The sequence below is a fragment of the Sinorhizobium kostiense genome (assembly GCF_017874595.1).
GTDB classification, from domain to species: Bacteria; Pseudomonadota; Alphaproteobacteria; order Rhizobiales; family Rhizobiaceae; genus Sinorhizobium; species Sinorhizobium kostiense.
The window spans coordinates 225,662-240,807 of the sequence record NZ_JAGILA010000009.1 but is presented as its reverse complement, the minus strand read 5'-3'; the positions used below and the strand labels follow the sequence as shown (position 1 = coordinate 240,807).

The 15,146-nt window shown below is 61.2% G+C and carries 14 protein-coding genes; 9 read left to right on the top strand and 5 right to left on the bottom strand.

Going from position 1 to position 15,146, the window contains the following annotated elements; all coding sequences use genetic code 11:
• Nucleotides 1–97 precede the first annotated feature (97 nt).
• From J2Z31_RS26255 to J2Z31_RS26215, 9 genes are all read left to right on the top strand, one after another.
• On the top strand, nt 98–715 hold the full coding sequence (locus J2Z31_RS26255; protein ID WP_209606242.1) for an FMN-dependent NADH-azoreductase: 618 nt from the start codon (nt 98–100) through the stop codon (nt 713–715).
• Between the two features lie 23 nt (nt 716–738).
• Nucleotides 739–1,383: an SDR family oxidoreductase gene (locus J2Z31_RS26250; RefSeq protein WP_209606240.1), complete on the top strand. Its 645-nt coding sequence runs from the start codon at nt 739–741 to the stop codon at nt 1,381–1,383.
• Between the two features lie 747 nt (nt 1,384–2,130).
• Complete coding sequence (locus tag J2Z31_RS26245) at nt 2,131–3,450, top strand: tetratricopeptide repeat protein (protein ID WP_209606238.1); 1,320 nt, start codon at nt 2,131–2,133, stop codon at nt 3,448–3,450.
• 150 nt (nt 3,451–3,600) lie between these two features.
• On the top strand, nt 3,601–4,578 hold the full coding sequence (gene gcvA / locus J2Z31_RS26240) for a transcriptional regulator GcvA (protein ID WP_328243652.1): 978 nt from the start codon (nt 3,601–3,603) through the stop codon (nt 4,576–4,578).
• A 226-nt stretch (nt 4,579–4,804) separates the two neighbouring features.
• Nucleotides 4,805–5,086, top strand: a complete 282-nt coding sequence (locus J2Z31_RS26235) for a hypothetical protein (protein ID WP_234939670.1) — start codon at nt 4,805–4,807, stop codon at nt 5,084–5,086.
• A gap of 42 nt (nt 5,087–5,128) precedes the next feature.
• A complete protein-coding gene (locus J2Z31_RS26230) occupies nt 5,129–6,280 on the top strand; it encodes a flavin monoamine oxidase family protein (RefSeq protein WP_209606232.1) in 1,152 nt (383 codons plus the stop codon).
• 12 nt (nt 6,281–6,292) lie between these two features.
• Nucleotides 6,293–7,327, top strand: coding sequence for an alcohol dehydrogenase (locus tag J2Z31_RS26225; protein ID WP_209606230.1), 1,035 nt, complete (start codon nt 6,293–6,295; stop codon nt 7,325–7,327).
• A complete protein-coding gene (locus tag J2Z31_RS26220; protein ID WP_209606228.1) occupies nt 7,317–7,997 on the top strand; it encodes a cupin domain-containing protein in 681 nt (226 codons plus the stop codon). Before J2Z31_RS26225 ends, J2Z31_RS26220 begins: the two co-directional genes overlap by 11 nt.
• Nucleotides 7,998–8,204: 207 nt before the next feature.
• Complete coding sequence (locus J2Z31_RS26215) at nt 8,205–9,080, top strand: alpha/beta hydrolase (RefSeq protein WP_209606226.1); 876 nt, start codon at nt 8,205–8,207, stop codon at nt 9,078–9,080.
• Nucleotides 9,081–9,292: 212 nt separating this feature from the next.
• Here the strand turns inward: J2Z31_RS26215 and J2Z31_RS26210 are convergent, their stop codons facing one another.
• The 5 genes from J2Z31_RS26210 to J2Z31_RS26190 form a co-directional block, all read right to left on the bottom strand.
• A complete protein-coding gene (locus J2Z31_RS26210; RefSeq protein WP_209606224.1) occupies nt 9,293–10,507 on the bottom strand; it encodes a MalY/PatB family protein in 1,215 nt (404 codons plus the stop codon).
• 46 nt (nt 10,508–10,553) lie between these two features.
• The gene (locus J2Z31_RS26205; RefSeq protein WP_328243651.1) at nt 10,554–11,342 is read right to left on the bottom strand and encodes an amino acid ABC transporter ATP-binding protein; all 789 of its coding nucleotides are present in this window, start codon (nt 11,340–11,342) and stop codon (nt 10,554–10,556) included.
• A gap of 13 nt (nt 11,343–11,355) precedes the next feature.
• Nucleotides 11,356–12,645: an ABC transporter permease subunit gene (locus tag J2Z31_RS26200; protein WP_209606222.1), complete on the bottom strand. Its 1,290-nt coding sequence runs from the start codon at nt 12,643–12,645 to the stop codon at nt 11,356–11,358.
• Nucleotide 12,646: 1 nt separating this feature from the next.
• Complete coding sequence (locus J2Z31_RS26195) at nt 12,647–13,909, bottom strand: amino acid ABC transporter permease (protein WP_209606220.1); 1,263 nt, start codon at nt 13,907–13,909, stop codon at nt 12,647–12,649.
• A 125-nt stretch (nt 13,910–14,034) separates the two neighbouring features.
• On the bottom strand, nt 14,035–15,051 hold the full coding sequence (locus J2Z31_RS26190) for an amino acid ABC transporter substrate-binding protein (RefSeq protein ID WP_209606218.1): 1,017 nt from the start codon (nt 15,049–15,051) through the stop codon (nt 14,035–14,037).
• Nucleotides 15,052–15,146 lie beyond the last annotated feature (95 nt).

The window sequence follows — 15,146 nt, the reverse complement described above, 5'->3', positions numbered from 1 at the left end:
TGAGTGTCATGAAAGTGCCTTCTTGCGGATTGCTCGTCGGGAACATTAATAGTGTTGGTCACAAATTGATACCACCCTATTCTCCCAAGGAGCAAGCATGACCAACATCCTCCTCGTCACCTCGAGCCCACGCGGACCTCAGAGCCTGTCCACCCGATTTGCCCGTGACATTGCTGAGAGTCTCAGCGCTCGATCTGGCTGCACGATTATCGAACGTGATCTTGGCGCAGCACCACTGCCGCATATCACGGCGGCCTACATCGGTGGCCGCATTGCGCCGCCCGAGACACGCACCCCCGAACAGATCGTAGCCGTCGATCTCGCCCAAAGCCTCGTCGACGAGGTTCAGGCCGCCGATGTGATCGTCATTGGCTCGGGCATGATCAACTTCGGCCCGCCGACGCAGCTCAAGGCCTGGTTCGACTACATCACCTGGCCCGGCGTTACCTTCCGCTACGAGGCAACTGGCCCGATGGGATTGCTGCCTCACAAGAAAGTCTATCTCGTCACGGCTACCGGCGGCGTCTTTTCGGAAGGCAGAAATGCCCCATTCGATTTTCAGACCAGCTACCTCACTCACCTTCTCGGTTTCATCGGACTAACGGATATCGAAGTGATCCGGGTGGAGGGAACGCTCATAAGTCCAGACGCAGCCAACGCTGCCATTGCCTCCACCGAAGCAACGATCCGAGCTGCGCTGGAACGCGCCGCCTGATTGGTTTTCCGGAGGACGATAAGATGAAGATTGCACTTTTCGGGTCAACAGGACCCACCGGAAAATACATCATCGAAGAAGGTCTTCGGCGGGGATACGAACTCTCTGCCTACACCCGCGATGCGGCCAAGCTGTCGGACTATGCCAGCAAGATTGAGATCATCACCGGCGACCTCAAGGATCGGGAGGCGATCAGGAGAACCATCACCGGTTCCGATGCCGTGATCAGCGCCCTTGGCCCGAACGGTGCCAAGACGCAAGAGCCGCGGCCCGTCATGAATGGTCTGCGCAACGTGATTTCGGTCATGGACGAGCTGAATATCCGGCGAATTATTCAGGTCTCGACCGCAAGCTACCGTGATCCAGAAGACAGCTTCGACCTGAAGTCGAAGGCTTTCGCGACGCTGTTCAAGGTGATTGCGCACAGTTCCTACGACGACATCAAAGCCACCGGCGAGTTGATTTCGGCCTCCGACCTCGACTGGACGCTGGTACGAATCCCGTTCCTCAAGGACGGTCATGCCGGGGCTGGTACCGACGCTGGCTGGTACGGCAAAACAAGGCTCGGCATGAAGCTGTCGCGAGGAAACCTGGCGAAGTTCCTGTTCGATCAGGTCTCGACCGGAGAGTTTGTGCGGGCGGCTCCTGGCATTGCCGACCATTCGTAACCGACATCGAAGCTGATCGTCTACGGGCGACGTGTATGAACGTTGATAATCACCTCGCAACTTCCGGGACTCTCGCGCCAGGCCGGGCAAACCACCATCAACTCGCCGGCCCCGAAGGAAGATGGCTGGTCGGCGAGGCAAGAGGAAAGCTCGTTCAGAGGGGCCGGGGTGGCGGCTCTCGGTGGCGACGCGGTACGGGTTCACCGCTGATCTGCCTCCGCGATTGGCCTCAACGCCGGCGGAGCGCTGACCTATACGGCCCGTGTCTTCGACACGATCGCCGCCCTGCCGAAAGAGTATCAAAGGCTAACGAGGGCCGGTCCGCCGGCCCTCGCCTCAGCATCCAAAAGCAAGCGCCTTGAACAAGTCAGGTCCTCGTCATTGAGGGTGATTTTGCGCCGTTTAACGGTCGCATGCATCGGTACGCGATGCAAATTGATCAACTTGAATGCTTTCCGAGCGCAGCCTCGCCCGACCTCCATCTCAATTGGAGAAGCGACCGACGCAAAGGCGCGCGGCGGTCGGGGCGAGGTTCCGTTTCGGCGCAAATGGACAGGACGTTAGCGTTTCCACGCGAACGTTCACCGCAATTCGCGAAGCTGAAGCGGCGGTGACCCGTCCACGTCGGTCCTCCAGTTTGTCACAAACTCTACATAGTTTGTCAGTTTGTCGAAATACAGACAATTCGCGATCCGGTATAACCGCCATAATGCGATGCGTGTCCGATCCTGGAATGAGGAACCTGCCATGACCCACCTCGACAGCCGCGGCCTTCACCTCTCGACGACGTCGGACCTGGCGGCCGAGCGCTACCGACATGGGGTCGATCTGCTCCTCTCCACTTGGCCCGGCGCCGCGGAAACCCTGGAGGAAGCAATCGCAGCCGACCCCGACTTCGCTCTCGCTCACGCGGCGCGCGCGCGTCTGCACGCCATCCGTACTGAGCTTGCCTCGGCCAAGGCGCGGATCGCAACGGCGGAGGAGATCGTTGCCCGGCGCGGAACCGAGCGGGAGCGGAGCCATGTGGAGGTCCTTTCCCTCGCCATCAATGGTCAGCCCGCCAAAGCGTTGGAGCGGGCGCTCGCGCACGCCGACGCTTGGCCCCGCGACATCGTGATTCTCTCGCTGCCCCTCGGTGCCTTCGGACTCCTCGCCTTCTCGGGGATGGCGGATCACGACCAGGCGCGCGTGGATCTCTGTGAGCGCCACGCGCGGCACTTCGACGCCGATGATTGGTGGTTCCTCACCTACCGGGGCTGGGCCCATGCCGAGAATGGCAACGTGACGCTCGGTCGAGCGCTCACGCAACGCGGCTATGATTTGCGGACCGAAAACGCGAACGCGGCGCATGCGCTTTCGCATGCGATGTACGAGGGCGGCGCGGGCGAGGAGGCCGAGAGGCTGATCGCAGACTGGCTGCCTCGCTACGACCGCACCGGCATCCTCCACGGTCACATCGCCTGGCACTCGGCATTGGGCGCCCTGGAGCGGGGTGATCCGGAGGGCGCTCTCGCGATCTACGCGGATTACATTCAGCCTTCGGCTACGGCCGGAATGCCAGTCAACGTGGTCAGCGATACTGCCTCCTTCCTATGGCGGCTCCAGGCATACGGCCACACGGTGCCGGCGGGACTGTGGGCGGCGGCAGCAGCCTATTCCGGCGAATATTTCCAGAAGGCCGGCTTCGCTTTCGCGGATGTCCACATGGCCCTGATCGCGGCCGCGGTCGGCGACAGGGCTGCGGTCGAGCAGCGGGTGCAGGCGTTGACGGACTTGCTCGAGGCAGGAGCCCTGGCCGCGGGGCCAGTCGTGCCGGCGATCTGCCGCGCTGCCTTGTCCTTCGCGAATGAGGACTACGCAGGCTGCGCCCGCACCCTGGAGCCGATCGCGGCCGAGGTCGTGCGCATCGGCGGCAGTGGCGCCCAGCGCGAGTTAGTCGAGGACATGCTCCTCCTGGCCCTGATGCGTAGCGGTGAGGCTGTGAAAGCCCGTGAGCTGCTCGACCGCCGCCTGCACCGACGTCCATCGCCGCGCGACACGCGCTGGCACGCCCTGCTTGCAGCCTGACGATCCCCCTTCGCATGCTGATGCCCGCGTTGCCACAAGGTCACGCAAGTTGGTCGGGGATGCCGATGTTCCAAGGCTCGCGGTAGTTCGGCGGTGGCGTATGCTGGCCATCGACGGCAATACGCTCGACGGAGCAAGCCGCTGGCGGAGATGCTACTTTCGACCGCAAATGGTCGCGACGGCCGTTCCGAGCGGGTGATCAGAATGAACAGGAAGTCGCCAGTATATCTCAATGCTCTGCGCGCGTTTGAAGCTAGCGCGCGTCACGGCAGCTTTTCGGGCGCTGCCGATGAGCTCAGTGTGACAGCAGCGGCGGTTGGGCAGATGGTGCGGGGGCTCGAGGATTGGCTGGGAATGCCATTATTTCAGCGTAGCGCTACCGGGAAAACCAGACTCACTTTAACCGAAAGCGCCGAGCGCGCGCTTCCGGATATCCGAGCGGGACTCGATCTCCTCGGGATTGGACTGGACCGGCTTCGAGAATTGACAACGAGCGGCATTCTGAACGTTACCGTCAGTCCCGCTTTCGCCGCCAAATGGCTGCTACCGCGCATCGATCGCTTCCAAGCGAGGTGCCCGGAAACAGATATCCGGCTCGAAACAAGCTTGAGGCTCGTCGACTATAAGGCGCATGGTATCGACGTCGGTGTGCGCTACGGAGAAGGCTCTTGGCCGGGTCTCGTTGCAGAGAAGCTGATGGAGGAGGAAATCTTTCCCGTCTGCTCCCCTACCTACTCCGATTTGGCCAATTTGACCGAGCCCGCAGATCTCACGCGAACCACACTCATCCACGATCTCTCTGTCGACCCCGCGATCGGTTTCGTCACCTGGGACATGTGGCTGCAAGCTGCCGGTGTGCCTGAGGGGCAACCGCAGAGAGGGATGAGGATCGACAATTCAGCGGCGGTGCTTCAGGCCGCGATCGAGGGGCGAGGCGTGGCTCTGGCACGCAGCATTCTGGCGAGCGACGATCTGGCGGCGGGGCGAATCCTGCGTCTGTTCCCCGAAGTCAAAGTGCCTTCGAAGTTGGCCTACTATGTCGTTTATCGGGCGGAATATTCGTCGCTTCCGAAACTCCGGGCGTTCCGGGATTGGCTGATCGATGAGGCGACGTCCCTTCGGTCCTGATTTGAGCATCAGTCAGCATATCTCAGAGTCCCTGGAGAAAGCCCGGCGAAGTTTTTCTTTGCCGCAGGCAAGAAACTCTCATTTGTCAAGGCAGGCTCTCAGCGGCATTTCAAGTGTCCATGGCGCACGTGCTTGCACTGGAAAATCTCCACCGGGACGGCTCCTCATTGAAAAGTCCACTGACCACGTGGGCAACTTATGCCAGGCGACGCTAGAGAGGATGATCATGGCTTATCTTGAAATCACGATGCAGATCGCTGCTGAGAACCGCCGCGCTGCCGCAGGCGTCTATCAGAAGTACAAGGAGCCGTTTCTGTCGCAGATCGCTGGCGCGACATCCAAAGAGCTACTCATCCGCGACGACGACGTTCAGGTTCTCCATGGTTTCAACAGCGTCGACGACGCAAAGGCCTATCTGGAGAGCGCACTGTTCACCGATGATGTTTTGGCCGGGCTGAAGCCGCTTCTGGCAGCCTCACCGGAAATCCGCATCTACGCCGTGGCCTAAGCCACAGGGAACGGGTCGGATCGCCGGCCCTTCATCTTTGCAATGAGCTCATCTGTGTCACAAATCATTCTGATCGTTGGTGGCGGGCTTGCGGGCCTGACCGCAGCCGGTCTCCTCCATCGAGCCGGTGTCGGCTTCAAGCTTCTTGAGGCTCGAGATCGCCTGGGAGGCCGAATTCTGTCCGTCGACGCCACCGGTGAGCCATCGGGCGACGGCTTCGATCTGGGCCCGTCCTGGTTCTGGCCCGGCTTGCAGCCGGCTATGGGGGACCTCGTCCATCTTCTCGGGCTTCACTACTTCGAACAGAACAGCGATGGCGACGTGATCTTCCAGCGGATGTCCCGCGAAGCCCCTCAGCGCTATCGCGGAATGCGACAGGACCCGCAGTCCATGCGGCTCGTCGGCGGCACGGGCGCGATCATATCGGCGCTTGCCGAAAGCCTGCCCGCACAAAGCATTCAGCTCAGTGCGCGGGTGACGCATGTCTCGCTCGAAGGCCAAGAGGTCGTTGTGCAGTATGTCGATGGAAGCGGATCGTCCCATAAGCAGCGGGCGTCGCATGTTTTGTTCGCACTGCCGCCGCGTCTGCTCGAGGCAAAGGTGTTGTTTTCCCCCTCGCTCGACTTCGCGACATCCGAGCGATGGCAGCGAACTCCGACCTGGATGGCGCCCCATGCAAAGTTCTTCGCCCTCTACGACCGCCCATTCTGGCGCGACGCCGGCCTCTCCGGCACGGCGCAAAGCCTGGTGGGCCCACTGGTAGAGATACACGATGCGACAACCGCTTCGGGCCGGGCTGCTCTGTTCGGCTTCGTCGGCCTTCCCGCCGAGCAACGCGCAGCCATCGGACGCGATGCGATCGTCGCGGCTTCGGTCCAGCAACTCGCTCAGATGTTCGGCCCGCAGGCCGCCAGCCCGCTCGCGACATTGTTCAAGGACTGGACGGACGACCCCTTGACCGCGACCGCCGACGATAGGGCGGGCGGCCATCCCAGTTCCGACCGACGGCCATGGGTCAATGGAAAATGGCGGGATTACATCTCGCTGGCTGGCAGCGAGACCAGCCTGAGCGAACCCGGTTACCTGGCCGGCGCGGTTGAAGCCGCCACTCGAACGGCGAACGAAATCATCAGCAGACTGGGCAGGTCCGAGCGACAGGCGTTCGCCCCGTCGTCCGAAGTATCCCGGGCATAGGGACTGAGAACCATGAAGGCCACCTACCGAGCCATGCAGGTGAAGACGCCCGGCAACCTTGAACTGGTTGAACGACAGACGCCTGCTCCAAACCCGGGTGAAGTGCTAATCGCCGTTGAGGCCTGCGGCATCTGTGGCGCGGATGCGAGCGACATCGACAATGCCGATCCGGCGCTGCAGCCGCGGGTGCCCGGTCACGAAGTGGTCGGCCGCATCGTTGCCATTGGTGCAAACACGCCGTCTATCTGGAAGGTCGGACAGCGCGTCGGAGTCGGTCGTCTCGGCGGCCATTGCAACGAATGCAACGAATGCCGCCGAGGCCGTTTCAACCTCTGCCGCAATCAGCCCATTGTCGGATCCTCCTGCGATGGTGGCTATGCCGAGATAATGATCGCGCGAGCAACAGGGCTTGTCTCCATTCCGGACGAACTGTCGTCCGAGGAGGCCGCGCCCATCCTCTGCGCCGGCATTGCCACGTTCAACGCGCTGAAGAAGTCCGGCGCCGAGCCCGGCGATACCGTTGCCGTTCTTGGCATTGGCGGTCTCGGCCACATGGCGCTGCAGTACGCCCGCAAGATGGGATTTCGGGTGATCGCAGTAGGCCGCGGCGAGGATATCGCCGCGGACGCCGCGAGGCTTGGAGCACATCGATACATCGACACCTACGTGGAAAACCCTGCCGATGCAATCAATGCGATGGGCGGTGCCAAAGCGATCCTGACCACGACCGCCAATCCGACGGCCGTTAGCGCGTTGATGCCCGCGCTTGCTCCGGAGGGGCGTTTGATCGTGCTCGGAGTCGGCAAGGATCCGCTGCCCGTTTCGACGCGATCCCTTGTAGGGGCCGAACGCAGCATAGTCGGATCGATCACGGGCTCTCCCTACGAGAACGAGAAAACGTTGGATTTCAGCGTTCTGACGGGCGTGCGGCCGATGATCGAGACCATGCCGCTGGAGCGGGCTGAAGACGCAGTTCAAAAAATGAGGTCCGGTGACGCGAAATTCCGGATCGTGCTCACGATGGGAGACCAGACCGATGCGCATTAATGAAGACCTGACGAAACCGGTGATCGTTCACTCCACTAAACTTGACTGGATTCCGAGCCCTTCCGCAGGCGTAGATCGCCGCATGCTTTACCGCATCGGCGGCGAGATGGCGCGCGCGACCACGATTGTCCGCTATGCGCCGGGAAGCATGTTTCCGCGCCATGTCCATAGCGGCGGCGAGGAAATCCTCGTGCTTGAGGGCACGTTCCAGGACGAGCATGGCGACTATCCGCCGGGTTGCTATTTCCGTAACCCGCCCGGCACCTCGCATGTGCCGGCGGCGAAAGACGGCTGCACAATCTTCGTGCGTCTCTGGCAGTATCGTGAGGGCGACGATGCGCAGATCGTTCGCCAGCCCCGCGAGGGTGAGGCAGCGCCGTTGCGCGACGGGGCCGACGCCGCGCGTATCCTTTTCGACGACGGGAAGGAACGCGTTTCAATCGAGGAATGGCGGCCCGATTCCGCCATTACGATCGAAAATCAGCGTGGTCTCGAATTCCTGCTGCTTTCCGGCAGCCTCGTAATTGGCGCCGGACAACTGGAGCCGCAGAGCTGGGGCCGGCTGCCCGCAAGCGAGCCGCTTGAGGCGACGACCGGACCTGAGGGCGCTGAGATCTGGATCAAGGAAGCACCACTTCAGCACCCGGACGTATTGCAGATTCCCGGTTGAGAGCCGCAGCCGGGATCTCGTAGAGACGGTCACCACATGCGGATGACCGCGTCGCCAGCATGGTGGAAAAATAGTAGCGGAAAATCGCGCATCCCGTTCTCCAAGATCTGGGTCCCAATAGCATAAGCGCCCTGTGCCTGCGTCCGACAGCGCGCCGCCAGGGCAATTCGATTTTTTGGCCAATCAAGACAAGTGCGAATTCCATTCATGAGATATAACCGCGTTGCGTTTGCCACTGGGGCAATGATGGCCGCTGCGATATTCCTGTTCTCCATGAGATCGGAGGCCGGGCCACTTTGTCCGAAGGGCGATGAGCTGAAGGTGCGATTGCCGGACCCCGTTTCGGGCCGTCAATATGAGATCTATGTCAGCCTGCCCGCAGACTATGCGATGAACTCCGATAGATCCTATCCTTTAGTAATCATCGCGGATGGCGGCCGGGCGTTTTCGAAGCTCAAGTGCGATGCCCGCACGCTCGAGAACGGCAAGGCCATTAGGCAATCGATCATCGTTGGTCTCTCCTATGCGCTCGGCGATGATCTTCAGGACAGCAGACGTCGCGACTACACACCTGCGGCGCTCCCGAAGGGGGGAAAACTCTATGGGGGCGCCGCCGCCTATCAACGCTATCTTCGTGATGTCGTCCTCCGGTATGTCGAGGACCACTACCGTGTGGCCCCCACGAACCGCATTTTCTGGGGGCACTCATATGGCGGTCTTTTTGGCGCGCACATCCTGCTGACGGAGCCCTCGCTCTTCCAGACCTATGTCCTTGGAAGTCCGTCCTTCTGGTTCGCGAACGAAGCGATATACGATCTAGAGGCCCGCTACGCTGAGACAAACCGGCAGCTTTCAGCGACCGTTTTCCTCTATGTCGGAGGGCTGGAGACCGCACGTTATGATCCTGCAAGAAAGGGAAGAACCCGCGACATGATCTCAGGGATGCAGAAATTCGAAGAGCGACTCCAAGCACGCCGTTACGAAGGCCTTCAAATCTCCTCGATCGTCATCACCGGAAAGGATCATGTCAGCTCTGTAAGGCCCGGATTCGGCTGGGCGTTGAAGGCGGCACTCCGAGATTGAACGATTGCCGCTCCGCGTCTTGAACAGACTGCCAGAAAGCGCATTCACGGCATAACCACGGTCAGTACTCGCGAAGCAACTGACGAGCGGTAGGTCTCGGCCGTACGGCGCTGTAACTCTTGGGATCTACGCATCGGCCCGAACAAGAGATGCATGCCTGGAAGGCCAGACAGGCTGTCGATGCTGACCTTAACGAACGCCGCAATTCAGTCCTAGTCACCGGAAATCCTGCTAACTGCAGCCTTTAGCCGGACAATCGCGTCGTCGACCGTTGCCCGGGCGCAGCCGAGGTTTACGCGCATATATCCATGGCCCTCCATGCCGAACTTCTGCCCCTTGTCGAGCCAGAGCCGCGCCTCGGTCAGCATGAATCTTTCGAGTGCTTCGGCATCCAGACCCAACGCCCGGCAATCCATCCATGCGAGATAGAGGGCGTCCGCCGGCAGCACCTTCATCCCCGCGTTCAACCCATTGATCGCTGCCGCGAAATGGGCGTGATTGGCCCGGACGTAGGCAATAAGGCTATCGAGCCATGCCTCGCCGTGGGTATAGGCGGCTTCGGCCGCAACCATCCCCATCGAGTTCACACGAGGATAAAGGTTGCGTTCTAGCTGGCGCTGGAATCCCGCGCGTAGCCGCGGATTGGGGATGAACGCATTCGCGCACTGCAGCCCGGGCAGGTTGAATGTCTTGGAGGGTGCAGTGCAGGTGATCGAATTCTCAGCGAAACCAGCCGATAGGCTGGCGAACGGCACATGCCGGCAGGCGGGATTCATGACCAGGTCCTGGTGAATCTCGTCGGAGACGACGAGAATTCCGTGGCGGGCGCAGATTTCGCCCATGCTGCGCAGTTCGTCTTCGGTCCAGACATTGCCGGTCGGGTTGTGCGGGTTCGAGAGGATGAAGATCTTCGTATTCGGACGGATTGCGGCCTCGAACACGGCGGCATCATAGCGGTAGCCAGTCTCGGTCCGGGTGAGCGGCGCACGCACGGGAAACCGCCCATTGATGAGCACGTCGTCGTGGAAATGCGCATAGACCGGCGGCTGGATCAGAACGGTATCGCCGGGAGCCGAAAAGGCTTGCACGATCGTCTTGAGCGCGGTGATCACGCCGGAGACCGGCACCACCCAATCGGGCGCGACCTCCCAGCCGAAGCGACGCTGCTGCCAGCCGGTCACGACTGCAATATAGCTGTCACGCGCGCCGAAGGAATAGCCGAAGACACCATGCTGCGCAGCCTCGACCAGCGCATCGCTCACACATTGGGGTGCGCGAAAGTCCATGTCGGCAACCCACATCGGCAGGGGATTGGCAGCCGCCGCTTCCGCCGGAAGGAAGAACCTCGCGCTGTCCCATTTGAGCGAGTTCGAACCGCGACGGTCGGTCGCCTCGTCAAAGTTGACCACCTGAGCAAGCATATTCATGAGTACCTCGTCTCAAAACTGTGGGAGCGCTGGGCAAAGCTTCGCCTCAGTGGCGGAGGATCTGGCTCAGGAACAGCCGCGTGCGCTCGGATTGCGGGTTGTTGAAGAAGTCGTGCGGATTGTTCTCTTCGACGATCTGTCCCTGATCCATGAAGATCACGCGATTGGCCACGGCTTGCGCGAACCCCATCTCGTGCGTGACACAGAGCATGGTCATCCCCTCCTCTGCGAGCTCGATCATCGTGTCCAGCACCTCCTTGATCATCTCGGGGTCGAGCGCGGAAGTTGGCTCGTCAAAGAGCATGATCCGTGGCTTCATGCAGAGCGAACGGGCGATGGCCACCCGCTGCTGCTGGCCGCCCGAGAGCTGGCCGGGATATTTGTTGGCCTGCTCGGGGATCTTGACCTTTTCCAGGAAGTGCATTGCCGTCTCGATCGCTTCCCTCCTGGGGATCTCGCGCACCCAGATGGGGGCGAGCGTACAATTTTCGAGGATCGTCAGATGCGGGAACAGGTTGAAGTGCTGGAAGACCATGCCCACTTCCGAGCGCACCTTGTCGATGTTTTTGAGATCCGATGACAGCTCGATCCCGTCCACCACGATCTTGCCCGCCTGATGTTCCTCAAGGCGGTTGATGCAGCGGATCATCGTCGATTTCCCCGATCCCGACGGACCGGCGATGACGATGCGCTCGCCGCGTCTCACAGTAAGGTTGATGTCGCGTAGTACGTGGAAGGTCCCGTACCACTTGTTCATGTCCTCGATCCGGATCGCGACCTGCTCGGACACCCTCATGCGGCTGCGGTCGATCTCGGTTTCTAAATTGAGTTCCATCAGGTGGGCCTCCTTAACGGTGGTCGGTTTTCAGGCGGCGCTCGAGATGCATCGAGTAGCGCGACATGGAAAAGCAGAAGATGAAGAACAGCCCTCCGATGAAGATGAAGAGCTCCCAATAGATCCCCTGCCAATCGGTCGTCGCCCGGATCGAATTGGAAAGCGCGATCGGGTCCAGGAGGCCGATGAACACAACGAGGGTCGTGTCCTTGAAGAGGCCGATGAAGGAATTGACTATCCCGGGGATCGATATCTTGAGCGCTTGCGGCATGATCACGAGCCGCTGCGCCTTCCAGTAGTCCAGCCCCAGGGCTTCGGCCGCCTCGTACTGGCCCCTTGGCAGGGCTGCCAGACCGCCGCGGATCACTTCGGCCATATATGCGGTGGCGAACAGGGTCACCATGATGATCACCCTCAGGATCAGGTCGAAGTTCGTCCCCGGCGGCAGGAAGTAGTTGAGCAGCAGCGAGGCTGTGAAGAGGAGCGTGATCAACGGCACGCCGCGGATGAACTCGATGAACACGACGCTGACGGTTTTCACGAGCGGCATTGTCGAGCGTCGTCCCAGTGCCAGAACGATGCCGAGCGGCAGCGATAACGAGATCCCGGTGACCCCGATGACGATCGACAGCAGGAAGCCGCCCATCTCGCGCGAGGTGACGGCGGGGAGCGACAGCGGAAGGAGCTGCTCGATCACCGTCGTGACCAGGCCGGAGGCCAAGAACCCCCAGGCGAGCGCCCCGGCGAATGCCAGCCCGACGGCAACGCCGCTTCCGAGCCGCGTCGTGAGCCGCAAAACTACTCCGCCGACGGCAAGTCCAGCGTAGGCCGAGACGGGAAGCCAGAGCGTCCCGCCCCAGATCAGCCAGTACGCGAGACCCGGGAAGACGGCGCTGAACCAGAGCAGCCTGCGCGGCACGGGCGGGAAGAGGATAGGCGCCATCGCCACGAGCATCAGGACGAAAGCAAGCACCGGCCGCCAATATTGAGCCGGCGGATAAAAGCCGAAGAGAAGCTGCGTCCAGCGATCACGGATGACCGCAAGGCACGCGCCCTCCGCGCCACCCAGGATCTGGCGGCACTCACTAAGCGAGTTCGCGCTCCAGACGGAGTTGAAGAGCCATGGCGATAACGACCCCGCAATCCAGACCAGCACGATCAGCGACGCCACGGTCAGGAGCGCACTAAGCCAGTTGTTAAACAGCTTCTCCCGCAAAAGCTTCACAATGCCAAACTGGTTGGTAGGCGGCTCGCGGGCAGGCAGCATCTCGCTGCGGACAAAGGTAAGGTTTCGGTCGCTCATATCAACGCTCCTTCAGCCCGACCCGGGCATTGTAGGCGTTCATCGACCCGGAGATGGTGAGGCTCAGCGATAGGTAGATCAGCATGAGCAGCAGCATGCCCTCGAGTTCGCGGCCGGTCTGGTTGATGGTGATCCCGCCGAGCGTCGAGCGCAGGTCCATGTAGCCCACCGCCAACCCGAGCGAGGTGTTCTTGGTGATGTTGAGGTATTGCGAGATCAGCGGCGGCACGATCACCCGGAGCGCCTGCGGCAGGATCACCAGCCGCATCGTCTTCCCCCGCCGAAGGCCGAGGGCGTGAGCGGCCTCCGACTGGCCTTTGGAGATCGCAAGGATGCCTGCTCGCACATTTTCGGCGATGAAGGCGCCGGTATAGATACCGAGCCCGAGCCACATGGCGATCAGCGCATTGCGAAGCTGGAGCCCGCCCTGGAAATTAAAGCCGCGCAGTTCGGGATAGCCGAGATGAAAGCCCAGCGCCCAGAGAAGCAGGAGTGGCGGACCGGAAAGGACGGTGATGGTCTTCCACCAGGTCACCGGTCTGACGCCGGTCTGGCTCTGTACCCGTTCGGCATGACGCACCAGTCCTCGATGGACGAGCCAACACAAGATCACGACCACGACGATGGCGACGACGCTCAAGCTTGGCTGAATGATCCCGAGATTGAGCGTCCCGAGGTCGCGGGTAAACAGCGGCTCGGGTACGAAGACGCCGCGATTGGTAATGGCCACTGCGCCGAAGATCATGCTGGCCGTGGCATTCTCGCCCTTGAACGCATTCGGCGCGGGCACGGCTTCACTCATGATCGCACCGAAGACCAGGATCCAGAGCAGCAGCGGAATATTGCGGAAGACCTCAACATAGACCGTCATCAACCGCGCAACGATCGGGTTGCCGGACAGTCGCAACACGCCCGCAGCGACGCCGATGATCGTGGCCAGAGCACAGGACAGGACAGCGAGGACCACCGTATTCAAAAGCCCGACGAGCGCTGCGCGGCCGTGCGTCATCTGGGTGTCGTAGTTGATAAGCCTTTGGTTGATGTCGTAGCCGGCGGTGCTCCATAGAAACGAGAAGGAGAAATCCTTGCCTAGAAGCGCGAGATTGCGGACCGTGTTGTCCACCAGCCAGGCGATCCCCAGCATGAGGCACATCAGAACGAAGATCTGGATCGTGTAGGAGCGGTACCGGCTATCGTTGAGCAGCATGCTCAGACGAAAAGCACGGTGCGGCTCGCGGTTGGAAAAAGTGATTGCGTTTGCCATTGGCGAAATCCCTGCAAGTCCGTCGCAACAGTCTTCGCCCGCGCGAAATTCGGGCGGAATGAGCGCTGTCATCGCGTTTCGTCAGGAAGGGCGCGCGGCCTTAAGCCGCGCGCCTCATGGGGTTCTCACCGGAACGGCTGAGAGTACATCAGACCGCCCTTGGTCCAGAGCGCATTGAGTCCCCGCTCCAGGCGGATCGGCGTGTCGTCTCCAAGGTTGGCGGCGAAGATCTCGCCATAGTTTCCGCCGGCCGCGATGGCGCGCCTGGCCCAGTCGGCATCAAGCCCCAGCATCTTGCCGAGATCGCCTTCCTTACCGAGAAGGCGGTTGATTTCCGGATCGTCCGAAGCATCTGCAAGCTGGTCCACATTGGCCTTGGTCACGCCCAGTTCCTCGGCGGCAAAGAGCGCATTCTGCGTCCAGTGCGCGATGTCCGCCCACTGCTCGTCGCCTTGACGGACGATCGGCCCGAGCGGCTCCTTGGAGATGATTTCGGGCAGGATGACGTGGTCCGGCGGGTTCTTGAAGCTGGCGCGGACGGAGGCGAGATTGGAGCCGTCGCTGGTATAAACGTCGCACGCTCCCGCCTGATACTGACGCTCTCCTTCAGCACTCGAGTCGACCGGAACCGGCTCGTAGCTCATCTTGTTGATGCGGAAATATTCGGCGAGGTTGAGCTCGGTCGTGGTGCCCGACTGGATGCAGACGGTGGCGCCGTTGAGGTCCTTGGCGGAGGACACGCCGAGTTCCTTCTTCACCATGAAGGCTTGCCCGTCGTAGAAGTTGGTGCCTGCAAAGGTGAGCTTCAGGTCGGTGTCACGCGAAAAGGTCCAGGTCGTCGCGCGCGACAGCACGTCGATCTCGCCGGAAGCCAAGGCGGTAAAGCGGGTCTGGCCTGTGGTCGGAACAAACTCGACCTTCATCGGGTCGCCGAGCACGGCCGCGGCCACTGCCCGGCAGAATGCGACGTCGAAGCCCTGCCAGATGCCCTTGGCATCGGGAGCGGAAAAGCCCGACGTACCGGAACTGACGCCGCAGTTGAGCTTGCCGCGTGCCTTTACCTCGTCGAGCGTGCCCGCCATTGCCGTGCCGGACAGTAGAGCGACTGCGCTAAGTGTTAGCAGGAATAGAGATTTCTTCATTTTCGTTCCCCATTGGTTTTGTTACCGAACGTGAATTTGAATGCTGTTTCTGTGTTCTGTTCATTCCTCCTGTTTTTGAGTGCCGCATCGCCTAT